The 23,267-nt window shown below is 46.5% G+C and carries 18 protein-coding genes; 12 read left to right on the top strand and 6 right to left on the bottom strand.

Features of this window, described 5'->3' with window-relative positions; genetic code table 11:
• The first annotated feature begins 202 nt into the window (after positions 1-202).
• The 6 genes from N7386_RS09130 to N7386_RS09155 all read left to right on the top strand — a co-directional run bounded on the left by N7386_RS09130 (position 203) and on the right by N7386_RS09155 (position 7,756).
• Complete coding sequence (locus N7386_RS09130; RefSeq protein ID WP_126512995.1) at positions 203-3,022, top strand: 2-oxoglutarate dehydrogenase E1 component; 2,820 nt, start codon at positions 203-205, stop codon at positions 3,020-3,022.
• A 48-nt stretch (positions 3,023-3,070) separates the two neighbouring features.
• Positions 3,071-4,267: a 2-oxoglutarate dehydrogenase complex dihydrolipoyllysine-residue succinyltransferase gene (odhB, locus tag N7386_RS09135; protein ID WP_011622415.1), complete on the top strand. Its 1,197-nt coding sequence runs from the start codon at positions 3,071-3,073 to the stop codon at positions 4,265-4,267.
• Positions 4,268-4,386: 119 nt separating this feature from the next.
• Positions 4,387-5,553: an ADP-forming succinate--CoA ligase subunit beta gene (sucC, locus tag N7386_RS09140; RefSeq protein WP_011622416.1), complete on the top strand. Its 1,167-nt coding sequence runs from the start codon at positions 4,387-4,389 to the stop codon at positions 5,551-5,553.
• On the top strand, positions 5,553-6,425 hold the full coding sequence (sucD, locus tag N7386_RS09145; protein WP_011622417.1) for a succinate--CoA ligase subunit alpha: 873 nt from the start codon (positions 5,553-5,555) through the stop codon (positions 6,423-6,425). The genes sucC and sucD overlap by 1 nt, the downstream gene beginning before the upstream one ends.
• Before the next feature lie 379 nt (positions 6,426-6,804).
• Entirely contained in the window at positions 6,805-7,212 is a 408-nt protein-coding gene (rnk, locus tag N7386_RS09150) for a nucleoside diphosphate kinase regulator (protein ID WP_126512996.1), read from the top strand.
• Between the two features lie 46 nt (positions 7,213-7,258).
• Complete coding sequence (locus tag N7386_RS09155) at positions 7,259-7,756, top strand: GNAT family N-acetyltransferase (RefSeq protein WP_086904047.1); 498 nt, start codon at positions 7,259-7,261, stop codon at positions 7,754-7,756.
• A gap of 91 nt (positions 7,757-7,847) precedes the next feature.
• Here the strand turns inward: N7386_RS09155 and fur are convergent, their stop codons facing one another.
• Positions 7,848-8,279: a ferric iron uptake transcriptional regulator gene (gene fur, locus N7386_RS09160; protein WP_011716738.1), complete on the bottom strand. Its 432-nt coding sequence runs from the start codon at positions 8,277-8,279 to the stop codon at positions 7,848-7,850.
• Positions 8,280-8,535: 256 nt separating this feature from the next.
• Between fur and cobB the strand changes: the two genes are divergently transcribed.
• The 4 genes from cobB (at position 8,536) to corA (ending at position 11,416) form a co-directional block, all read left to right on the top strand.
• Positions 8,536-9,276 carry a Sir2 family NAD+-dependent deacetylase gene (gene cobB / locus N7386_RS09165; RefSeq protein ID WP_086904048.1) on the top strand — a complete coding sequence of 247 codons (741 nt, stop codon included), beginning with the start codon at positions 8,536-8,538 and terminating at the stop codon, positions 9,274-9,276.
• A gap of 17 nt (positions 9,277-9,293) precedes the next feature.
• Positions 9,294-9,743 (top strand): ATP-binding protein, encoded by a 450-nt coding sequence (locus tag N7386_RS09170; protein WP_086904049.1) that lies wholly within the window; start codon positions 9,294-9,296, stop codon positions 9,741-9,743.
• Positions 9,744-9,980: 237 nt separating this feature from the next.
• Positions 9,981-10,343, top strand: a complete 363-nt coding sequence (locus N7386_RS09175) for a hypothetical protein (RefSeq protein WP_086904050.1) — start codon at positions 9,981-9,983, stop codon at positions 10,341-10,343.
• 125 nt (positions 10,344-10,468) lie between these two features.
• Positions 10,469-11,416, top strand: a complete 948-nt coding sequence (gene corA / locus N7386_RS09180) for a magnesium/cobalt transporter CorA (protein WP_086904051.1) — start codon at positions 10,469-10,471, stop codon at positions 11,414-11,416.
• A 73-nt stretch (positions 11,417-11,489) separates the two neighbouring features.
• On the opposite strand, the gene N7386_RS09185 is transcribed toward corA, so the two are convergent.
• Positions 11,490-12,752 carry a DUF3391 domain-containing protein gene (locus tag N7386_RS09185; protein ID WP_086904052.1) on the bottom strand — a complete coding sequence of 421 codons (1,263 nt, stop codon included), beginning with the start codon at positions 12,750-12,752 and terminating at the stop codon, positions 11,490-11,492.
• A 116-nt stretch (positions 12,753-12,868) separates the two neighbouring features.
• On the opposite strand from N7386_RS09185, the gene N7386_RS09190 reads away from it, so the two are divergent.
• Positions 12,869-13,564: a 2OG-Fe(II) oxygenase gene (locus tag N7386_RS09190; RefSeq protein WP_086904053.1), complete on the top strand. Its 696-nt coding sequence runs from the start codon at positions 12,869-12,871 to the stop codon at positions 13,562-13,564.
• Between the two features lie 26 nt (positions 13,565-13,590).
• Here the strand turns inward: N7386_RS09190 and N7386_RS09195 are convergent, their stop codons facing one another.
• From N7386_RS09195 to N7386_RS09210, 4 genes are all read right to left on the bottom strand, one after another.
• Complete coding sequence (locus N7386_RS09195) at positions 13,591-14,940, bottom strand: sensor histidine kinase (protein WP_086904054.1); 1,350 nt, start codon at positions 14,938-14,940, stop codon at positions 13,591-13,593.
• Positions 14,931-15,605: a response regulator gene (locus N7386_RS09200; RefSeq protein WP_041408752.1), complete on the bottom strand. Its 675-nt coding sequence runs from the start codon at positions 15,603-15,605 to the stop codon at positions 14,931-14,933. The genes N7386_RS09195 and N7386_RS09200 overlap by 10 nt, the downstream gene beginning before the upstream one ends.
• Positions 15,606-15,813: 208 nt before the next feature.
• On the bottom strand, positions 15,814-16,146 hold the full coding sequence (locus N7386_RS09205; RefSeq protein ID WP_086904055.1) for a hypothetical protein: 333 nt from the start codon (positions 16,144-16,146) through the stop codon (positions 15,814-15,816).
• A gap of 149 nt (positions 16,147-16,295) precedes the next feature.
• The gene (locus N7386_RS09210; protein WP_086904056.1) at positions 16,296-17,609 is read right to left on the bottom strand and encodes a dicarboxylate/amino acid:cation symporter; all 1,314 of its coding nucleotides are present in this window, start codon (positions 17,607-17,609) and stop codon (positions 16,296-16,298) included.
• 220 nt (positions 17,610-17,829) lie between these two features.
• Between N7386_RS09210 and N7386_RS09215 the strand changes: the two genes are divergently transcribed.
• Entirely contained in the window at positions 17,830-23,253 is a 5,424-nt protein-coding gene (locus N7386_RS09215) for a hypothetical protein (RefSeq protein ID WP_279768106.1), read from the top strand.
• Positions 23,254-23,267 lie beyond the last annotated feature (14 nt).

Below are 23,267 nucleotides of genomic sequence, written 5' to 3' on the forward strand. Positions count from 1 at the left end.
AGCTTAAATCAATAATAATATAGCTCTCGAAGAGTCACTTTCTGGGTATAGAAGGTGGCTCTTTTGTGTATGTAATGGAAGACAACGCGCCGTGAAATCTGGATATCTAGGGGCGGCAAAATTTATGCGTCGAAGGTAATTGCTTGAGATTGCATATAAAAACTATGGCTAAGCACGTGTATAAAGTTTGAAAGGAATAGCAATGCACCAAGGCATCATGAAAGCCTGGCTCGAATCATCTCACTTAAGTGGTGCAAATTCGACCTACGTAGAAGAGATGTATGAAGCCTATCAAGAAGACCCACAGTCAGTCTCTGACGATTGGCGTGCGGTATTTGATAATCTCCCTCCGGTGAACGGTGCTTCTAAAGACGCGCCTGAAGCGGCTCACTCCAAAGTACGTGATTATTTTCGCAGTTTAGCGATGGACGGACGTCATAAGAGCGCAGCTCGTGTGACCGATCCTGAGTTGGATGCTAAGCAAGTTAAAGTGCTACAGCTGATCAACGCCCACCGTTTCCGTGGTCACCAAGGGGCTAATCTCGACCCGTTAGAATTGTGGAAACGTGAACCTGTTGCCGATTTAGATCCCGCATTCCACGGTCTGACCAAAGAAGACATGGAACGTGAGTTCAACACTGGCTCGTTCGCCCACGGCGGCGAAACCATGAAGCTGGCTGACTTAGTCAAAGCGCTAAAAGCCACTTACTGTGGTTCGATTGGCGCCGAATACATGCACATTACCGATACCGATGAGAAGCGTTGGATCCAACAACGTCTCGAACCATCCTTAGGTAAAGCCAACTACGATAAAAGCGTTAAGACCCGCATTCTCGAAGGCCTAAATGCTGCTGAAGGCATTGAAAAATATTTAGGCGCTAAATTCCCAGGTGCAAAACGCTTCTCGTTAGAAGGCGGCGATGCGTTAGTCCCTATGATGCGCGAAATCATTTATCGCGCAGGCGAAGCGGGCACTAAAGAAATCGTAGTCGGTATGGCTCACCGTGGTCGTTTAAACGTACTGGTGAACGTGTTAGGTAAGCGTCCAGCAGAACTGTTTGACGAGTTCGCCGGTAAGCACGCCGATACCCACGGTTCAGGCGACGTAAAATACCACCAAGGTTTCTCTTCAGATTTCGAAACGCCGGGCGGCAACGTGCACTTAGCACTGGCCTTTAACCCATCACACCTTGAAATCGTTAACCCTGTGGTTATGGGCTCTGTCCGTGCTCGTCAAGACCGCCGTGGTTGTAAAGACGGTTTACAGGTGATGCCAATTACGATTCACGGTGACTCTGCAATTGCTGGTCAAGGTATCGTGCAAGAGACATTCAACATGTCTCAAACCCGTGGCTTTAAAGTGGGCGGCAGCATCCGTATCGTTGTGAACAACCAAGTTGGTTTTACAACGTCAAACCACTTTGATGTGCGTTCAACTGAATACTGTACTGACATCGCTAAGATGGTTCAGGCACCGATTTTCCACGTGAACTCTGACGATCCAGAAGCCGTTGCCTTTGTTGCTCAGCTTGCTGTTGATTATCGTAACGAGTTTAAACGTGACGTGGTGATTGACTTAGTGTGTTACCGTCGTCATGGCCACAACGAAGCTGACGAGCCAAGTGCAACTCAGCCATTGATGTATGCCAAGATCAAGAAACACCCAACGCCACGTAAGATCTACGCTGACAAACTGATCGCCGAAAACAGCATCGGCGCTGATGAAGTGACCAGCATGATCAATACCTACCGTGACGCCTTAGACCAAGGTGACTGTGTGGTGAAAGAATGGCGCCCAATGACACTGCACACAGTGGATTGGACTCCTTACATTGGCCGTGAGTGGGACGAAGCGTATCAAGCATCTCTGCCATTGGCGCGCTTACAGAACCTAGCTGAAAAACTAAGCTACGTTCCTGAGAGCCACCCACTGCATTCACGCGTTGCTAAAATCTATGGCGATCGCGTTGCTATGGCGAAGGGCGAGAAGTTACTCGACTGGGGCTTTGCTGAAACCTTAGCTTACGCCACGATTCTTGAAGACAAGCAACGTGTTCGCATTACAGGTCAAGACTCTGGCCGTGGTACTTTCTTCCACCGTCACGCGGTTCTACACAACCAAAATGATGCGACAACTTACTTACCACTGCGAAACTTGTCTGAAGACCAAGGTCCAATTGACATCACTGACTCAGTATTGTCTGAAGCATCAGTATTAGCCTTCGAATACGGCTATGCGACGGCGGAACCTGGTGGTCTAGCGATTTGGGAAGCCCAATTCGGTGACTTCGCTAACTGTGCCCAAGTAGTTATCGACCAGTTCCTGTCCTCTGGTGAGCAGAAGTGGGGCCGTCTATGCGGTCTGACCATGCTGTTACCACACGGTTACGAAGGTCAAGGCCCAGAACACTCAAGCGCCCGTTTAGAGCGTTTCTTGCAGCTGTGTGCTAACCACAACATGCAAGTTTGTGTGCCATCAACGCCAGCACAGGTTTACCATATGCTGCGTCGCCAAGTGGTACGCCCAATGCGTCGTCCGCTGGTGGTGATGTCACCTAAGTCATTGCTACGTCACCCATTAGCGGTTTCTAGCATGGAAGAATTGGCTAATGGCAGCTTCCAAAACGTGATCGGTGAAATCGATACGTTAGAAGCGAGCAAGGTCGATCGCGTCGTGTTCTGTAGCGGTAAGGTATACTTCGAGCTGCTGGAAAAACGCCGTAAAGAAAACATCAATAACATCGCAATAATCCGTGTCGAACAGTTATATCCGTTCCCACATGAAGAAATGGTTGCAGCTTTAGCTGATTACCAACATGTGAAGGATTTTGTATGGTGTCAGGAAGAGCCGCAAAACCAGGGTGCTTGGTACTCTAGCCAACATCACTTCTGGGCTGCTATCCCTGCGGGTGCAAAACTGACCTACGCTGGCCGTGAAGCGTCTGCTGCACCAGCCTGTGGTTACCCAGAGCTGCATGCTCACCAACAAGAATCTTTAGTGAACAGTGCCCTAAAGCTGTAATAGCTAAGACTGTAGTAATAGACATTTTATAAAAAAGGATCGTTTTTCATGAGTATCGAAATCAAGGTACCCGTACTGCCAGAATCTGTTGCCGACGCAACTATCGCCACTTGGCACGTAAAAGTGGGTGAGCAAGTTTCTCGTGATCAAAATCTGGTTGATATTGAAACTGACAAAGTCGTACTGGAAGTGGTTGCACCAGAAGATGGTCACATCGGTGAGTTCCTGTTCCAAGAAGGTGACACCGTTCTGGGCGAGCAAGTGATTGCTAAGTTCATCGCGGGTGCGGTTTCTGGTCAAGAAGTGACTAAAGCCGAAGCTGAAGCTGCTGCACCTGTTGCCGCTGCTGCGACTGAAGAGTCTAACGATGCATTAAGCCCATCAGTACGTCGTTTACTGGCTGAGCACAATGTTGATGCGAGCAAAGTGAAGGGCACTGGTGTCGGTGGCCGTATCACTAAAGAAGACGTTGAAGCCTTTATCAAGTCTGCGCCTAAAGCGGCTGCTGCCCCTGCGGCTCCAGCGGTACAACCTTTAGCGGCAGGTCGTAGCGAGAAGCGTGTACCAATGACACGTTTACGTAAGACTATCGCTAACCGTTTATTAGAAGCGAAAAACTCTACCGCGATGCTCACGACGTTCAACGAAGTGAACATGAAGCCAATCATGGATATCCGTAAGCAGTACCAAGATATCTTTGAAAAGCGCCACGGTATCCGTTTAGGTTTCATGTCTTTCTACGTGAAAGCGGTGACTGAAGCGCTGAAACGCTTCCCTGAAGTGAACGCGTCAATCGACGGTGACGATATCGTTTACCACAACTACTTCGACGTCAGCATCGCTGTATCGACTCCACGTGGTCTGGTCACCCCAGTATTACGTGATACCGATACCATGAGCCTGGCTGATATCGAAAAAGCAGTACGCGATCTGGCGATCAAAGGCCGTGATGGCAAGCTGACTGTGGCTGATATGACTGGCGGTAACTTCACTGTGACTAACGGTGGTGTATTCGGCTCGTTAATGTCTACCCCAATTTTAAACCTGCCACAAAGCGCGATTTTAGGCATGCACGCCATTAAAGACCGCCCAATGGCAGTGAATGGTCAGGTTGAAATCCTGCCCATGATGTACCTAGCTCTCTCATATGACCATCGTATTGTCGATGGCCGTGAGTCAGTTGGCTTCTTAGTCGCCATTAAAGACTTCTTGGAAGACCCAACTCGTCTGCTACTTGACCTATAATCTAACGCGCTAAACGATCACGTTTAACCTGTTAGTTTAGAGACAAGAGTCAGACATACCCTCGTGACTGGCCCCGTGGGGCCAGTTGGATTTGATTAGAAGTATACGGATAGATCATCATGAATTTGCATGAGTATCAGGCAAAATCCCTATTTGCCGAATATGGTTTACCAGTGTCAGAAGGTTTTGCATGTGATACAGCCCAAGAAGCTGTAGAAGCGGCAGGCCGTATTGGCGGAAATTTATGGGTTGTTAAGTGTCAAGTACACGCAGGCGGCCGCGGTAAAGCGGGTGGCGTTAAAGTCACTGGCGATAAAGAAGAAATCAGAGCCTTTGCCGAACACTGGTTAGGCAAAAATCTGGTGACTTATCAAACAGATGAGAAAGGTCAGCCTGTTGCTAAAATTTTAGTAGAAAGCTGCACCGACATCGCTAACGAACTGTACTTAGGTGCAGTAGTTGACCGTGCTACCCGTCGCGTGGTGTTCATGGCTTCTACTGAAGGTGGTGTTGAGATTGAGAAAGTGGCTGAAGAAACGCCAGAACTCATTCACAAAGCGATCATCGATCCACTGACTGGTCCTCAACCATACCAAGCACGAGATCTTGGCTTCAAACTGGGCTTAAACCCAACTCAAATGAAGCAATTCACTAAGATCTTTATGGGTCTGGCGACTATGTTCGTTGATCATGATTTCGCACTGCTGGAAATCAACCCACTGGTTATCACCACTGAAGGTAACCTGCACTGCTTAGACGGTAAAATTGGTATCGATGGTAACGCACTGTTCCGTCAACCAAAAATCAAAGCAATGCACGATCCATCACAGGATGACGCCCGTGAAGCTCACGCTGCAATGTTCGAACTGAACTATGTTGCGCTGGACGGAAACGTGGGTTGTATGGTGAACGGTGCTGGCCTAGCAATGGGTACTATGGACATCGTTAACCTGCACGGCGGCAAGCCAGCTAACTTCCTCGACGTAGGTGGTGGCGCGACTAAAGAACGTGTTGCTGAAGCATTCAAGATCATTCTGTCTGACAGCAATGTGAAAGCCGTTCTGGTTAACATCTTCGGTGGTATCGTACGTTGTGACATGATCGCAGAAGGTATCATTGGCGCTGTTAAAGAAGTTGGCGTTAAAGTGCCAGTTGTAGTGCGTTTAGAAGGTACTAACGCTGAATTAGGCCGTGAAGTATTAGCTAAATCAGGTCTTGATATCATTGCAGCTAACAGTCTGACTGATGCGGCTGAGCAAGTAGTTAAAGCTGCGGAGGGCAAATAATGTCTGTATTAATTAACAAAGATACCAAGGTAATCTGCCAAGGCTTTACCGGTGGTCAAGGTACTTTCCACTCTCAACAAGCTATCGATTACGGTACGCAAATGGTTGGTGGTGTATCTCCAGGTAAAGGCGGTACTGAGCACTTAGGTCTGCCAGTGTTCAACACTGTGAAAGACGCTGTAGCTGCCACTGGCGCAACCGCTTCTGTTATCTACGTTCCAGCTCCTTTCTGTAAAGACGCTATCCTCGAAGCTATCGACGGTGGTATTGAGCTGATCGTTTGTATCACTGAAGGTATCCCAACACTGGATATGCTGGAAGTGAAAGTGAAGCTAGAAGAAACTGGCGTTCGCATGATCGGTCCAAACTGCCCAGGTGTTATCACCCCAGGTGAATGTAAGATTGGTATTATGCCAGGCCACATCCACTTAAAAGGTAAAGTGGGTATCGTTTCTCGTTCTGGTACGCTGACCTATGAAGCGGTTAAGCAAACGACTGACGAAGGTTTCGGCCAATCTACTTGCGTAGGTATTGGTGGTGACCCAATCCCAGGTACTAACTTCATCGACGTATTGGAAATGTTCCAAAATGATCCACAGACTGAAGCCATCGTGATGATCGGTGAAATCGGTGGTACTGCTGAAGAAGAAGCGGCTGCTTACATCAAAGCTAACGTGACTAAACCTGTTGTTTCTTACATCGCGGGTGTAACTGCTCCTGCTGGTAAGCGTATGGGTCACGCGGGTGCGATCATTGCTGGCGGTAAAGGTACTGCTGCTGACAAATTTGCTGCATTAGAAGCAGCGGGCGTGACAACTGTCCGCTCGTTAGCGGATATCGGCAAAGCGCTGCGTGCTAAAACGGGTTGGTAATCTAACCGTTAACACACGAAAAGGCGCCTAAGGCGCCTTTTTTATTGCGCGTCTGTTAGCGAGTGCCGAGCACTAAAGTGTGAGAGTGGGCAAAGCTCACACCGCGCAGGCTAGCATTTTTATTTACAAAGGGTTAGATTGGGCTTCTCTACCGAGCGTCATCACCTGATTGACGTGTGAATACATTAGTAGAGCCACAACCCTAAGCCCTGCGCTTATGGCACCACGGCTGTTCAGCAATAAATCTTGTACTTAATTACCACGCGATTGCGGCATTAAGCTGCGAGCGTATTTTTATATCGGTTTATCCCATTGGGGGAGGATAGGCCAGCACAGATGTTTAACCCTAAGGGACATCTATTTACACGAGGGAAAGACTGTGAAAACACCAAAGATCATTATTTCAGAAATCGATTTAGAAAGACTCGAGCGTCTGTTGGAGTCATTACCGGCGAACGCCTTCCCAGGGCGTGCGGCATTGGAGGCGGAACTCGACCGAGCCGACATTGTGCCCGCAGCGCAGATGCCCGGTAATGTGGTGACGATGAATTCTGAAGTGAAATTTAGCGTGTCATCCAGTCAGGATACCTTCTGCTTACGGTTAGTTTATCCCAAGGATGCGGCAGGTGAGGGCACCATTTCTATCCTCGCTCCCGTGGGCAGTGCCTTATTGGGTTTATCCCAAGGGGATGAAATCGAATGGCCAGGCCCCGGTGGCTCAATGGTCAAAGTGCGTATCGAAGAAATTATGTATCAGCCAGAGCGTAGCGGTGACTTCCACCGTTAATCGCGCTGGATATTAGTGTGTAGAGGGCAATATGAAGGAAGCCAAAATGATTATACAAACAGAGCGTTTAATACTCAGACCATTTACCGAGCAGGATATCGATGCCCTCTATTTGATGAAGAGTAACCCTGCGATGTTGAAATACATTCCAACCGTGCCTTTTACTGAGCGTGAGCAGGCACATGAACTGTTCCATAAGGTGATTTCACAGGATTATCAGCAGCGTGGATTTGGTCGCTGGGCCGTCGAACATAAAGCCGATAATAAAGTGATTGGCTTTTGCGGACCAAAGTTTATTCCTGAATATAACGAAGTCGAAATTGGCTATCGCTATTTCCCCGAGTATTGGGGCAAGGGGATTGGTACCGAAGCTGCTCAAGCGGCAATTAGCGTGTTCCCGCAGTTTGGCATTACGCAAATTATTGCATTGATCCTAGAGGGTAACATTGGCTCTGAGGGCGTTGCTAAACGCATAGGCATGCATTGGCGTGAACCAAGTGAGTTTATGGGACATAAAGTGAATGTGTACGCGAAGGTGCTTTAACTGTGCCTGAGCGTTCTAATAAAAAACCAGCCTAGATGGCTGGTTTTTTATTAGGTGTGTCTGGTTAATATCCAGATTGAGCTAAATCTGCTTACTCGTCGTTATGATCGCACTTATCATTGGTGCAATGACCGTACAAATATAAGCTGTGGTTAGTCAGTTTAATGTTGTACTTGCTGGCGATTTCGTCTTGACGACGTTCAATTACTTCATCTGAAAACTCAATCACTTTGCCACAGGAAAGGCACACTAAGTGATCGTGGTGGTGTTGAGTCGATAACTCGAATACCGCCTTGCCACTTTCGAAGTGGTGGCGAGATACGATACCGGCATCATCAAACTGGTTTAATACACGGTAAACTGTTGCTAGACCAATTTCTTCACCTAAATCGAGCAGTTTCTTATATAAGTCTTCTGCACTGATATGTTGGTTTTCAGGTCCTTGCATCAGTTCTAGGATCTTGACTCGTGGCAGGGTGATTTTCAAACCGGCTTTTTTTAGCGCTTGATTTCCATCTGTCATTGCTAATCTCTTGATTGCAGAACCAATAGGTTCATCCGTGGATAGTGAATGCCATTATAGGGGGTCAAATTAAAAACTTAAACCTTTGTTCTAGCTTTATGGGTCTATATGCAGATAAATTGTGTCACTTAGCGCGAAATTGCAATAAATTGCGGCAATTCAAGCATAGTTTTTGTAAGGTTATACCAAGGAATAATGTTCACGACGCGCAAATGTCGGGACAATGGACAGAATAATTACAATAAAAGGAAGCGGTATGTACCAGCATATTGTGGTGTTAACTGGCGCGGGCATTTCTGCCGAATCGGGATTACGTACCTTTCGCGATCAAGATGGTCTATGGGAAGAGCATCATATTGAAGACGTGGCCACTCCCGAAGGTTATGCCCGCGATACCGAACTGGTTGAGCGATTTTATAACAGCCGTTGGGAGCAATTACACAGTGGCACAGTGATGCCTAATGCGGCGCATTTGGCGTTGGCTAAGCTAGAGGCGGAATTTGCCGGGCAATTATTGATTGTGACCCAAAATATTGATGATCTACACGAACGAGCGGGTTCTCGGCGCTTGTTGCACATGCACGGCGAATTATCCAAAGGTCGCTGCCCTCGCTCTCGCCAAACTTTCTTATTAAGGGAACCCTTCGGCCCCAATAACTGTTGTACCTGTTGTATTCCGTCGCAACGATTACGCCCCCATGTGGTGTGGTTTGGCGAAATGCCGCTGGGGATGGATAGAATTCACGATGCGCTCGATAACTGCGATTTATTCATTGCCATTGGTACGTCGGGCACTGTGTATCCGGCGGCAGGGTTTGTCGATACGGCCAATCATCATGGCGCCCAAACGGTGGAAGTTAATTTAGTCACCCCCGATAGACACAGTCAGTTCCAATATCATTTAACCGGTAAGGCGGGGGAGTTGGTACCTAAATTGGTCGATACCATACTTGCAGGCAAAGTGATTGGCTCCGATTTAGCCGAGTCCGATGTTTAAGAATGAGCAACGAGTCCATGACGCAAAAACTGGCGATTATTATGCGGGGATTACCGGGCAGCGGTAAATCCCATTGGGTCGAGCAGTTTGTGGCTAATCTACCGTTAGAAGAGGCGATTCGCGTTCGCCAAGGTGGCATTTTTTCGACCGATAGTTTTTTCTACGAGGGAGAGGAGTATCGATTCGATGCGAAAAAACTCTCCGAATACCATCAACGTAATTTAACCGCGTTTATTCACGCGCTCAGTAGCGTTCAGCCTATCGTGATTTGTGATAACACTAATCTTTGCCGCTGGGAGTACATGGCCTATGAGGCGGCTGCGAAAGCCTTAGATTATCAAGTGCGTATCGTACTGGTAGGGGAGCCTTCAGCGCGCACGCATCAACAACTGTGCGCCGAGCGTAATCGTCATGGTGTGCTGCTAGATCAAATACGGCGTATGGCAGCGCAGTTTGAGGCATTCTAGGGCGCCTCTAAGTCGTCTGTAGCTGGCGTCTAGCGTGCCACCGCTTTGAATGACTAGACTTTCAATCGACTCGATTTTCTCGGTTAGATGTTAACTTGTCATCTTTTCTTGTTAGTCTGATATCGAAATATGCGGCTATATCGCTGCGAAACTGTGTTGCATAAGCTTGATCTTAATGACAGTTTCGCATTTCAATGTCGATTATAATCGGTTAAGTCCCGCCCTCTGGAGTGTCCTTTGTTAACAAAACTGCTGCTCACCTTAGCCGTTATCATTATGGCGATTTTACTGCTGGCCAATCGGCGTCCTAAGCAGGGGTCTGCCACTTCGGTAAATCTTCTGCCGATGCCGAGTCTGTGGCGTCGTTACGGCATGCGGGCAGCATTTTTACTGCTGGGGCTGAGCCTTTTAAGCTACAGTGTGTGGTATTGGTACGATCAACATAAAGTCGTGACTGTGACGATAGTGTCTCCAGCTGGTGTGTTATCCGGCGTGTACAAGGCGCGTAAAGGGGATATCTCGGAGGCAAAAATGGTGACGGTTGAGGGCGTACACATTCGCTTTTCTAATGCGGAGCGGTTAGAAATTCTCGAAGACTAACACAGATTTATTTTATGAATTTTTCGCTCCCGCCTTTTCATTACTAAGTTATGCGTTAAACTAGCGACAATTTTTTAGCCTGCACTTAAGTGGACTTTTTGCTTAAGTTTTTTTCAGGAGGACACATGATTACTGCCTATGTCTACGAAAACCGTCAACTGACGGTCACTGAGATTAACACACAAGACAGTATTCCGGCGTCGACCATATGGTTGGATCTCTATAAACCTGATGATGCAGAGCGAGAATGGTTAAGTCGTTTTTCCGTTGAAGAAGTGCCCGACGAAGAAGATATCAACGAGATTGAGGCCTCGGCGCGTTTTTATCAAAACAGCGACGGCTTACATATCAATTCGTTATTCCCCCAGCGAGTGGGGCAAGACGTACGCGGGGTGAACGTTTCCTTTAACCTGCGGACGAATTTCCTGTTGACCATACGTGAAGAGGATGTCGGCCTGATCCGTTTGTTGCGTAACTACTTACGCCTGGGTCGGTTGGAAGTCTCAACCCCGCAGGAATTGTTCCTCGAACTCTTTAATCTGAAAGTGGATTACCTCTCCGACTTGATTGAGGACGTGTATACGGTCCTTGAAAATGTCGGTGAGCAAGTGTTTGATAATGATGAGCTGGATGATGTGTTCAAACTCATCACCTTGCAGGAAGACTCGAACGGTAAAATTCGTTTAAGTTTGCTCGATACCCAGCGCTCGCTTCGTTATATGCAGCGATACTACCGCGGGCAATTGTCCGATGAACATTTAAAAGACTTGCGCGAAATGCTCTCGGATATCGAGTCGTTAATGCCCCACAGTCAGTTTATCTTCGATAAGTTAAACTTTTTGCTCGACGCCGCCATGGGTTTCAGTGGATTACAGCAGAATAAGATCATTAAAATCTTCTCGGTTGCGGCTGTGGTGTTTCTACCGCCTACGCTGATTGCCAGCAGCTACGGAATGAACTTCCATGGAATGCCTGAGTTAGGTTGGCAATATGGGTATCCGATGGCGATATTGATGATGCTCGCAAGTGCTGCGGGGACCTATTTCTTCTTTAAACGCAAACACTGGCTCTAATCGCGAGTATTAACGTGGATGCAAAAAAGCCGGAGTACTCCGGCTTTTTATTGGGCGAATGAATCTCGTTGGTTTATTTACGGCTATCGCCACCAAAGTAGTAACTCACGCGTTCACGTGGATTGAGGTATTCATGCACTTTTTCGGGGAGTGCTGCGGGTGGCAGGCACCGCACGATGCTGATCCCTTCGACTTCCAGATCGACAATCGGCGCCTGATCTTTAGGCACCAGCGCATCATAAACAAGGATTTTCGGGCACAGTAGCTTTTGCAGATTGACCGACATCACCATGGCATATTGACCGCTCGACAACTCCACCACACTTCCCGGTGGATAAATGCCCAGCATTTTGATCATCTTGCCAATATATTCCTGATTTAATTTGGTTTTATATTGTTTATATAAATAGCCTAAGGCAGCGTAGGGCATGCGCGCCTTGCCCTGATTACTCGGATAACAAAGCGAGTCGTACTCGTTCACGACAGCGAGCAGCTGGGAGATTTTATCCAGTTCAGCTTCCTTCAATCCCTTGGGGTAACCCGAGCCATCGAGATACTCATGGTGATTGGTGATAGGGGCGAGCGCCGCCTCGGGGAAGTTATCGGCGAGCTTGAGCAGTTCAATCCCGAGCAGCGGATGTTGTTTGATAAAATTTAGCTCTGGCGCGGACCAAGGTGTGGTCTTTTTCAAAATCTGCGGCGGCACTTTGAGTTTACCGACATCGTGAAACAGCGCACTTAAGCCCACCAATTCGATTTCGCTGCGGTCCCACTCCATTTCTTTGGCGATAAGCATCGAGAGTATCGCCACGTTTAGCGAGTGGTAGTAAATGCTCTCATCTTGCTTAGCATCGCTCATTAAGTGCAGGACGAGGTTATCGGAGTTCAGTAGCTGCTCGACTATGGTATGCACTAAATCCTTGGCATCATCCACGGCGTTGAGCGGACGATTACGAAGTTTGGCGATAAGGCTGCGCATCATAGCAACCGAGCGGGTAAAGTTTTGCTCGGTTTTGTGAATATCGCGGCGCAGCTTTTTTTGTACTTCGATTTGTTCGGCTTTATAAATATCCATATCGTTTTTTAAACTATGGATATCTGCGCTAGGGGGAATTTTAATGGGATTGACGGCTTCAACGGCCAAGGGCGTGGTTTCGCTACGTTCTAAATCGACAATTACGTATTCAATACCAAGGTTTTTAATTAACTCAATCTGCGCAGCTTGCTTGATATGAAAGCTACTGAATAAAAAAGGATGATCTTTCCAGGCCACGGGTAAACGCACAAAATTACCCACCTGTAATTGATGAACTGAGACTTTACAGCTTTTTTTCATATTCTTGTTATCGTGAAGCCAATGGAGTTATTTTATATCAATGATGCAGCTTTACAATTACTTAACTAACGTGTCAGCATAGTAAGAGTACAAAATAGCCGAAACACTGAGCCAATATGGATTTTATCGAAGTATACCCTAATGCTATCCCCGATGACCTATGTGATCGTCTCATTCTTGCATTTGAGCAACATTCAGGTGTGGTTGATGGCCAAACGGGTAATGGGGTCGACCTCGAAAAGAAGATCAGCCGAGATCTTACCTTAGATAATTTTGCCGATTTACAGCCCCTCAAAAATGAGCTGTTATCCTATACCCTAAAGGGCGCCGCCGACTATTTTACTCAATATTCCATGGCGTTAATGGGCGCGGTATCTGTGTCAGTGAGTGACGAGCAAGGTCAAGCGGTAACCTTAACGCCGAATAATTTTGAGCGCTTAGGTCAGCCAAGAGCCGAAGCCTTAGTAAAATATTTGTACCGCAGTGGCAGTATTAATATTCAAAAATATCAAAAGAATAAAGGTGGATATCTCCACTGGCATTCGGAGCAATTTCCCCAGCTAAGCCATAATGAGGCGCTGCATCGCGTCGTGTTGTATATGTTCTATCTCAATGATGTGGAAGAGGGCGGGGAAACGGAGTTTTATTACCAGCAACGTAAGATTTCGCCTAAGAAAGGCACTATGGTGATTGCGCCGGCAGGCTTTACCCATTCCCATCGCGGCAATATGCCTATCAGTAATGATAAATATATTGCCACGTCGTGGGTGATGTTTAACCGCGCCGAACAGTTATACGCGGTATATGGCTAACGAATAATGGTGCGTGAATAAGGCGGTTAAGCTGGGATAGTAATTCTAAACTTGGCGCCTTCTAAATGGCTTTCCTCAATACTCAAATAGCCGCCGTAGCTGCTGACAATCTCATCACATACAGCCAGCCCAATACCTTGTCCTGGGGATTGGGTGTCGGCTCTCACGCCCCGTTGAATAATTTTTTGGCGCAGCTTTTCTTCAACCCCGGGTCCATCGTCTTCGACAATTAATTCAAAATCACCTTGGTCCGTAAAGCGGGCGCTGACCTGAACTTGGCTGATGCATAATCGGAAGGCATTTTCCATTAAGTTGCCGCATAGCTCCATTAAGTCGCCCTTATTGCCTGGGAACTGCAAGTTTGTGGGGATGTTGGCCTTAAATTGCACCTGCTTTTCGCGATAAATCTTAAATAACATTTGCGCCAGTTGATCGACCAGCGGGGCGATGGCGGTGTGCTCCTGCTTTAAGCCTTGGCGGCCTAACATGGCACGCTTAAGTTGATATTTAACGAGTTGATCCATTTGGCTAATCTGCTCCATGATTTTTTCATTGGCGGATTGCTTCGTCAGCGTCGTGTCATCGGTAATGGCGTGAACGGCCGCAAGACGGGTTTTTAGGCTGTGGGCCAGATCGTTCATCGCGTTTTGATAACGTTGCTGTTGGGCGCTCGATTGTTGCAATAGTTGGTTAAGGGCTTGAGTTACGCCTTCAAGCTCAACGGGATAACCCTCTGATAGTGATTTTGTCTTACCTTGGTTAATCGATTGCAATTCGTTTTGCATCCGCACCAGTGGACGCATCCCCCAATATGCCGCACTGACCAGCAGAATCAGTGCGAGGGCGAGCACCATGGCTAAACGGATGTAAGTGCGCTTACTGAATTTACTGTATTCCTGCTCAAGCTTAGCCGCATCTTTCATCACCAGCAGGTTGTAGTGTACTCCCGCGATTTCGACCGCGAGCAAATACACGAAGTAACCTCTGTCATCGGCCATGGTCAGGTAGTAGGGCGGGGAATCATTACGGATTTCATTGAAACGCTCGCAGGTATCAAACAGACCCCGGTCGACGGCGAGGGAGGATGTCCATACCTGTTTAAATTTTTCATCGCAGCTTGCCATGACGTAGCGTTCTTGCTTGTTGTTTTCCTCCAACCAAGCGCTGGTGTCGGGAATTAAATCGTGCTCCCTCAGCTCAGCGGCGACTTGGGGTATTTCGGCGATAAGCTGCGCGGTTTCTTCGTTGTAACTATTTTGCGCATGCAGAATATTGACCATCCAAGCGAGGCCAAATCCGACTAAGGTGATGATTGATAATGAGGTGAGAAACATCCGCGTCAGCAGACGTTTCTTCATTTTAAGTCTTAATTGCATGGCAGATTGAATTTGTAACCTTGGCCACGAATAGTCGCTATCGGGTTGTCTATGCCATCACGGGTGAGTTTTTTGCGTAGACGGCTCACCATCACTTCAATGGTGTTAGGGTCGCCTTCCTTGTCACCATAAATCACATCTAAGAGTCGCTGTTTGGCGACGACCTCATGACAATGGCGCATTAGATATTCCAGAATGAGGTATTCAAAGGCGGTAACTTCCATAATCTCGTTGCCGAGGGTCACTTGCTTGGCGGCAAGATCCAGCTTTAGCTCACCACTGGTGATGACGGGTTTAACAAAGCCTGCGCTGCGTCTAACTAAGGCGTCGAGTCTTGCGACTAACTCTTCTTTCTGGAAGGGTTTGACTAAATAGTCATCGGCACCGGCGTTAAGGCCTTCGACTTTATCTTGCCAGTTAACTCGGGCGGTTAGGATTAAGATAGGCGCTTTAACGCCTTCTTCACGTAATTGTTGGATAAGGCTAATGCCGTCTTGATCGGGTAAACCTAAATCGACAATGGCCACATCGATGGGGTAGTTAGTCGCTTGGAAGAATCCTTCCTTGGCGGTGAGAGCGACTTGGACTTGGTTGCCCAAATCGCTTAATTGCACTTTTAGATGGTGGGATAAAATAAGATCATCTTCAACAACCAAAATTCTCATAATACTCATGCCTTAAAGTCGACTGGGCTCAGTGTACGCAAAATATACGCGGGAGCCAAATATTGTCTTATCATAACGAATAACAACTTAACCTTGGCTGACCGAGCCGATAGAGTGGCGAAAATAAGTACTAATTAATTGTCTTTAAAGAGATTGTCTGATTTATCCCTCCGCCTTGAGGTTGAAGATAATTTTATTGCATCTTGGCCTATGATTGCGTGGTTTTGCGCCAAATCCCATTAGCACTCCATGCGGCCCCTAAGCTAAAGAGCATCACACCGCTCATGATTACAGCGAGTCTTATCCAAGGCGCGCCGTGGGCTAGACGCATTTGCACCGCATCGATTGCGGTTGTACCCCAAACGATAACCACACTGATGCACAGTATCGCTTGCAGTAGTCGAATGACGACTGGATGTTTGATGAGTAAACCAAGAGGCGCGACTGCAAATAGGCCAGTTAATAGCAGCTGGTCATAGCGTAGGAAATGCGCACTTAACAGCCAAAAGGCGACAATAATCCAACTCACTCTCCACCACATAGCTTTCTCCTCGTTTTATATTGACGAGGTCTAATGTAACGGCATTTAAAGGACTATTCTATTTGCTTGTTCACAAAATCAGGATAAGACAATAAAAAGCCCAACTAAGTTGGGCTTTTAGCAGAGACAAAGGCATTCTAACGTCAGTATTACTCGACCTTATGCACTTGCTCATCGAAGTTACTGGCGACTTTACCGGCTTGAGTATTGTTGAATACGGTTTCGTTAAATTCACCTTCAGACTTGGCAATGACCACTGTCGCGACGCAATCACCCGTCACGTTAACTGCGGTACGCACCATATCTAGGAGTCGGTCAACCCCGATAATAAGAGCAATCCCTTCTACGGGCAGGCCGACTTGGTTAAGCACCATCGCTAGCATGATTAACCCTACACCTGGAACCCCAGCAGTACCGATTGAAGCTAAGGTCGCGGTCACAACAACGGCAGCATAATCGGTAATGGTTAATTCAATACCAAAGACTTGGGCGATAAATACCGTGGCGACACCTTGCATAATGGCCGTGCCATCCATGTTAATGGTGGCGCCTAATGGCAGGGTGAAAGAGGCAATTTTGTTATCAACACCGAGTCTGTGCTCAGACGCCTCAATCGTAATCGGCAAGGTGGCGTTAGAGCTTGCGGTTGAAAAGGCAAACAATTGCACATCGCGCATCTTACGAATAAAGATCAGCGGATTTAAGCCTGAGAATAACTTAAGCAGGGTCGGGTAGACGATAAAGGCGTGGATCAATAACACCACCAACACGACAAAGAAATATTTGACCACACTCTCGAATGTTCCCAAACCTAGCGTTAAAGCCAGCTTTGCCATCAGTGCAAACACCCCGTAAGGCGCAAGCTGCATGATCAACGTAACGACTCGCATGATCACTTCATTTAAATCTTCAAATAACGCGGCAACACGTTTTCCACGCTCGCCAATATGCGCAATCGCAAAGCCAAAAATCACCGCAAAGATAATAATCTGCAGCATATTGCCTTCACTCATGGCCTGCATCGGATTCGTTGGCACTATATTGATTAGGACACTTGAAAGACTAGGCGCTTCTTTGGCTGTGTACTCCATTTTTTCGGAAGCGAGCGAAGCATTACCTGGATGAACTAATACCGCGCTGACAATGGCCAGAATTAAAGCAATCGCCGTTGTGAATAAATAAAAGGCTAATGTTTTGCCGCCTAAACGACCTAATTTTGAAGGTTCACTCAGTGAGCAAGTGCCACAAACTAACGAAATAAATACCAGTGGAACCACTAGCATTTTCAAACTTGAGATAAAGATAGTGCCGATAACATGTAAGAAACCTTCTGTAATGTAGTCTTTTACGATATCGCTTTCTGGAAAGGCATTGCGGAGTATGAGACCTAAAGCAATACCTGTTGCCATACCGAACAGAATTTTACTTGTAAGGCCGAATTTCTTTTGTGATGAGGTTGCCATGGGGATTCCTGTGTGTTTTTTATACATTCTAATATTGGCGACGACAAGCCTAGCAAGAAAATGCAGAAGTTTAAATGAGTTCCGATGTTAAACTAAGCGCAAAATATGAGAAATAAAATAAGAGAGTATTGGAAAAGTTACGTGAAAATTGTGTAATGTTAGCCTATAAGTTAAAAGCGTCAATCTTAGTATTATCATCAGAGTAACAGGGAGCCTGACAATGAAGTCAGCGTATAAGGTTTTTCTTTTAGGATTATGTTCACTTTTCTTAGTCGCGTGTGGTGGTGGAGGCAGTATAGGGGAGGATAATAGTGGTACTCCACAACCCGTAACCATATCGGTAAATCTATCGGTAAGTAACTCTTTAGTTACATATGCGGAACCAGCAACAATTACAGCAAAAGTAACAGATTCGAAAGGTAAAAATATAAGCACATTGGTGTCGTTTTCTATCAACAATAATGCTTATGGGACCTTTAACCCCTCCACGGGGCAAGTCTCAACAAATTCAGATGGTGTAGCAACTATCAAACTTTATACAGGTGCGATTAATACCGGGGCAACAGTTACTGCAAAGATTAGCTCGGGTGAGTTTGCAGACGTAAATGTGACTATGGCCGGCGATGGTGTTGTATCAGGTGATAAGCCAGCAGTCAGTTTGAGTATCAGTAATGTCAATATTAATGCCGCAACGCCTGCAGAGTTGACTGCATTAGTGAAAGATAAAGACGGCCTTCCTCTCGTAAATAAGCTGGTGAGTTTCTCATTAAATGATAATACCTTGGGTATTTTTGACCCAGCGACGGGTACAGTGCTGACCAATAGCAGTGGCGTAGCGAAAATCACTTTAGCGACTGCTGATGTTAAAGGTGCAGCGCTAGTCACCGCATTGGTGCAAGGTGTGGATGCGGAGCCAGCTTCTATTGGGGTGAATATGGCTGGTGATGGTAATACAGGTGATGGCTCTGGCATCGTTGTTAGCTTATCTTCAAATTTAGGTACTGTTACTAAGGCAATGCCAGCGACACTCACTGCGATGGTGAAGAGCGTTGATGGAACAGCCTTAGCGAACAAAATTGTCAGCTTTAGTTTAAGCAATCCACTAACGGGCAGTTTTACGCCCGAATCGGCAACGGCGTTAACCGGAGCGAATGGTATTGCGACAATTCAATTGGCGACAGCCAATATTGAAGGTGCAGTGAATGTTAAAGTGAATGTGTTTGGTTATGACACTACTGCAGATGTGTCGCTTTACATGAAAGGTGATGGCAATGCAGTGGGACAAGTGCCTCCCCCTAAACTGATACTCAGTTCAACTACCACTAATATTAACGCAGTAACGCCAGCAACCGTGACGGCAACGTTACTGGCAGCAGATGGCAGTGCTTTAGCAAACAAGTTGGTACAATTTAGTTTAAGTAATGTTGCGTTAGGATTATTTGACCCAGAAATTGGCTCAGTGCTGACTGATGTTAATGGTCAGGCAAGTATTAAGCTGAAAACCTTGAATATTCCAGGTGCTGGTTTTGTGTATGCAGATGTAGTCGGGGTGGACGTTGCGCAGGCATCGCTTGGGGTCACCATGGCGGGTGATGGTGTTATAGCTGGTAATAAATCCACAATAAGTTTGACCGCTAGTGCGATTGACATTAATGCCGCAACGCCTGCAGAGTTGACTGCATTAGTGAAAGATAAAGACGGCCTTCCTCTCGTAAATAAGCTGGTGAGTTTCTCATTAAATGATAATACCTTGGGTATTTTTGACCCAGCGACGGGTACAGTGCTGACCAATAGCAGTGGCGTAGCGAAAATCACTTTAGCGACTGCTGATGTTAAAGGTGCAGCGCTAGTCACCGCATTGGTGCAAGGTGTGGATGCGGAGCCAGCTTCTATTGGGGTGAATATGGCTGGTGATGGTAATACAGGTGATGGCTCTGGCATCGTTGTTAGCTTATCTTCAAATTTAGGTACTGTTACTAAGGCAATGCCAGCGACACTCACTGCGATGGTGAAGAGCGTTGATGGAACAGCCTTAGCGAACAAAATTGTCAGCTTTAGTTTAAGCAATCCACTAACGGGCAGTTTTACGCCCGAATCGGCAACGGCGTTAACCGGAGCGAATGGTATTGCGACAATTCAATTGGCGACAGCCAATATTGAAGGTGCAGTGAATGTTAAAGTGAATGTGTTTGGTTATGACACTACTGCAGATGTGTCGCTTTACATGAAAGGTGATGGCAATGCAGTGGGACAAGTGCCTCCCCCTAAACTGATACTCAGTTCAACTACCACTAATATTAACGCAGTAACGCCAGCAACCGTGACGGCAACGTTACTGGCAGCAGATGGCAGTGCTTTAGCAAACAAGTTGGTACAATTTAGTTTAAGTAATGTTGCGTTAGGATTATTTGACCCAGAAATTGGCTCAGTGCTGACTGATGTTAATGGTCAGGCAAGTATTAAGCTGAAAACCTTGAATATTCCAGGTGCTGGTTTTGTGTATGCAGATGTAGTCGGGGTGGACGTTGCGCAGGCATCGCTTGGGGTCACCATGGCGGGTGATGGTGTTATAGCTGGTAATAAATCCACAATAAGTTTGACCGCTAGTGCGATTGACATTAATGCCGCAACGCCTGCAGAGTTGACTGCATTAGTGAAAGATAAAGACGGCCTTCCTCTCGTAAATAAGCTGGTGAGTTTCTCATTAAATGATAATACCTTGGGTATTTTTGACCCAGCGACGGGTACAGTGCTGACCAATAGCAGTGGCGTAGCGAAAATCACTTTAGCGACTGCTGATGTTAAAGGTGCAGCGCTAGTCACCGCATTGGTGCAAGGTGTGGATGCGGAGCCAGCTTCTATTGGGGTGAATATGGCTGGTGATGGTAATACAGGTGATGGCTCTGGCATCGTTGTTAGCTTATCTTCAAATTTAGGTACTGTTACTAAGGCAATGCCAGCGACACTCACTGCGATGGTGAAGAGCGTTGATGGAACAGCCTTAGCGAACAAAATTGTCAGCTTTAGTTTAAGCAATCCACTAACGGGCAGTTTTACGCCCGAATCGGCAACGGCGTTAACCGGAGCGAATGGTATTGCGACAATTCAATTGGCGACAGCCAATATTGAAGGTGCAGTGAATGTTAAAGTGAATGTGTTTGGTTATGACACTACTGCAGATGTGTCGCTTTACATGAAAGGTGATGGCAATGCAGTGGGACAAGTGCCTCCCCCTAAACTGATACTCAGTTCAACTACCACTAATATTAACGCAGTAACGCCAGCAACCGTGACGGCAACGTTACTGGCAGCAGATGGCAGTGCTTTAGCAAACAAGTTGGTACAATTTAGTTTAAGTAATGTTGCGTTAGGATTATTTGACCCAGAAATTGGCTCAGTGCTGACTGATGTTAATGGTCAGGCAAGTATTAAGCTGAAAACCTTGAATATTCCAGGTGCTGGTTTTGTGTATGCAGATGTAGTCGGGGTGGACGTTGCGCAGGCATCGCTTGGGGTCACCATGGCGGGTGATGGTGGAACTTCTAAAGTAACATTAGAGTTAACAGATAAAAATGGTTCTCCAACAGAGACGATCTCTACAGCTTCATCCGGGAAACTCAAAGCAACAGTTATCGGCTTAACTAAACCTGCCATTGTGACTTTTGCATCACCCATTGGTGATTTACCTGTAGTCACTGCAGTAACAAAACTCATTAATGGTGAGTGGATTGCTGTTGTTGATATTTTTGCAACTGATAAGCTGGGTGCGGGTATGGCCACAGCATCACTTGCTGATGGTGATGTGGGTGAAGCAATTGTGGTTGTTGGTGCTACCGATCTTAATATGGGCAGTGGTGATCCGTTTGTAGCAGGAGTAGCTAATGTTACCACGACGCAAATATCTGCTGGCGGTACCGCATCTGTCAGTGTTGCTATCAGGGATAGTTTTGGGAATCTATATACTCAGCCTGTTGCAGTTACTTTTAAGTCAACCTGCTCAAGTCAAACGCCAGCAAAAGCTGACCTAAGCTCACCTGTAACTACTATTAATGGTGTTGCTGAATCTCGTTATTTAGCAAAAGGATGTGAGGGGGATGACACAATAAATGTGTCAGCCAATACTGGCGGTTTAACACTTACTGCAACTGCATCTATCAATGTGTTACCAGCTAGTGCGGGTAGTATAGTATTTGTTGATGCAACGCCAGAAAACATTGGTATAAAAGGTACTGGTGGTAGTGAGTCCTCAACGTTACGCTTTAGAGTGTTAGATACCAATGGTAATCCTGTTGCTAATCGCGATGTCAGTTTTAAATTGAATAATCTGTCAGCAGGTTTGGGATTGATTCCAACCACCGCAAAGTCAAATAACGAGGGGTATGTGCAAACAGTGGTTAACTCTGGCACAGTTGCCGCTACAGTAAGGGTTACTGCGAGTATTGATGGCACGACCCCATTGATTTCTAGCCAATCCAATGTGCTTGTGGTTTCTACTGGTAAGCCAGATCAGGACAGTTTTTCGTTGTCGGCCTCTGTGCAAAACATCGAAGGTTGGGATCATGATGGAGCTCAAGTCACGATTACCGCACGTTTAGCCGATGCCTTTAACAACCCTGTGCCAGATGGTACTGCTGTAGTGTTTACTGCTGAAGGTGGTGCAATTGACAGTTCTTGCCAAACTTCAAAAGGTGTGTGCTCAGTGGTTTGGACAAGTCAGAATCCTCGCCCTGCAGGAGTCGATGGTAATGGACCCTTCTTTGACGTAAGTGGTGCACAAATTAATGATCCTAATGCAGCGTTGAAGGAAGAAACTAATTTTGATGGTGGTAAATATTTCGGCAACCATTTTGGCCAGCCCTATGGTGGTCGAGTGACGATTACTGCAACTGCGATTGGGGAAGAGTCATTTGCGGACTTAAACAGTAATAGCATTCTTGATACCGATACTGAGTTTAGTTTATTCGTTGGTGTACCACCGGATTGTGGTCGTGATAATAGTGGAGATTGTTATGATCTTACTGAGGCATTTGTTGACCATAATGAGGACGGTTTATACACGCCTGCTTATCCAAAGAATGGTTCAACAGATACATCAGGTGATCGAGAAACTTTCATCGATTTCATTGATCCGGAAACTCCAACTGGACAAGGAGTCTTTAATTTAAATGATGGCGAATACAGTGGTGTTTTATGTGATGATTCAACCGCTTCGTCAGTCAAATGTAGCCCGCAAGCATCAATTTCAGTACGTCGTTCGCTTGTGCTAGTTATGTCCAGTAGTGAGGCGTATGCGACACGACTTGAGAATGTAATTATTACGGATAGTGTTGCAGGTAATAATCAGATTGATATGGCCCCCAAGGGGACTGCATCGGTAAGGTTTACTATTGCTGATATTAATAACCAGCCAATGCCAGAAGGTACTGTGGTTGAGTTTAAGCCAACTGGAGCCACTGTGACGAGTTCTACTAAGTTTACTTGGCCGAGCAGTAGTTATAATGGCGGACGTGAGTTTGTTGTTAGCTTAAAAGCAGGCGAAGATCCTGATTCTGGGAATTTAGTTGTGACAGTGACCACACCCAATAAATTTAATATTGCAGCAACCACAACTGAAGTGCTTAATATACCTATCGAGGTTAAATAAAAGCTAAACATAAA

The sequence above is a fragment of the Shewanella sp. GD04112 genome, assembly GCF_029835735.1.
In the GTDB taxonomy this organism is placed as follows: domain Bacteria; phylum Pseudomonadota; class Gammaproteobacteria; order Enterobacterales; family Shewanellaceae; genus Shewanella.

What these genes read in the sequence shown, in the direction of transcription:
- N7386_RS09130 (WP_126512995.1), top strand. Translation starts at nt 203, where the DNA reads ATGCACCAAGGCATCATGAAAGCCTGGCTCGAATCATCTCACTTAAGT.
- odhB (WP_011622415.1), top strand. Translation starts at nt 3,071, where the DNA reads ATGAGTATCGAAATCAAGGTACCCGTACTGCCAGAATCTGTTGCCGAC.
- sucC (WP_011622416.1), top strand. Translation starts at nt 4,387, where the DNA reads ATGAATTTGCATGAGTATCAGGCAAAATCCCTATTTGCCGAATATGGT.
- sucD (WP_011622417.1), top strand. Translation starts at nt 5,553, where the DNA reads ATGTCTGTATTAATTAACAAAGATACCAAGGTAATCTGCCAAGGCTTT.
- N7386_RS09155 (WP_086904047.1), top strand. Translation starts at nt 7,259, where the DNA reads ATGATTATACAAACAGAGCGTTTAATACTCAGACCATTTACCGAGCAG.
- fur (WP_011716738.1), bottom strand. Translation starts at nt 8,279, where the DNA reads ATGACAGATGGAAATCAAGCGCTAAAAAAAGCCGGTTTGAAAATCACC.
- cobB (WP_086904048.1), top strand. Translation starts at nt 8,536, where the DNA reads ATGTACCAGCATATTGTGGTGTTAACTGGCGCGGGCATTTCTGCCGAA.
- N7386_RS09170 (WP_086904049.1), top strand. Translation starts at nt 9,294, where the DNA reads ATGACGCAAAAACTGGCGATTATTATGCGGGGATTACCGGGCAGCGGT.
- corA (WP_086904051.1), top strand. Translation starts at nt 10,469, where the DNA reads ATGATTACTGCCTATGTCTACGAAAACCGTCAACTGACGGTCACTGAG.
- N7386_RS09185 (WP_086904052.1), bottom strand. Translation starts at nt 12,752, where the DNA reads ATGAAAAAAAGCTGTAAAGTCTCAGTTCATCAATTACAGGTGGGTAAT.
- N7386_RS09190 (WP_086904053.1), top strand. Translation starts at nt 12,869, where the DNA reads ATGGATTTTATCGAAGTATACCCTAATGCTATCCCCGATGACCTATGT.
- N7386_RS09195 (WP_086904054.1), bottom strand. Translation starts at nt 14,940, where the DNA reads ATGCAATTAAGACTTAAAATGAAGAAACGTCTGCTGACGCGGATGTTT.
- N7386_RS09200 (WP_041408752.1), bottom strand. Translation starts at nt 15,605, where the DNA reads ATGAGAATTTTGGTTGTTGAAGATGATCTTATTTTATCCCACCATCTA.
- N7386_RS09205 (WP_086904055.1), bottom strand. Translation starts at nt 16,146, where the DNA reads ATGTGGTGGAGAGTGAGTTGGATTATTGTCGCCTTTTGGCTGTTAAGT.
- N7386_RS09210 (WP_086904056.1), bottom strand. Translation starts at nt 17,609, where the DNA reads ATGGCAACCTCATCACAAAAGAAATTCGGCCTTACAAGTAAAATTCTG.
- N7386_RS09215 (WP_279768106.1), top strand. Translation starts at nt 17,830, where the DNA reads ATGAAGTCAGCGTATAAGGTTTTTCTTTTAGGATTATGTTCACTTTTC.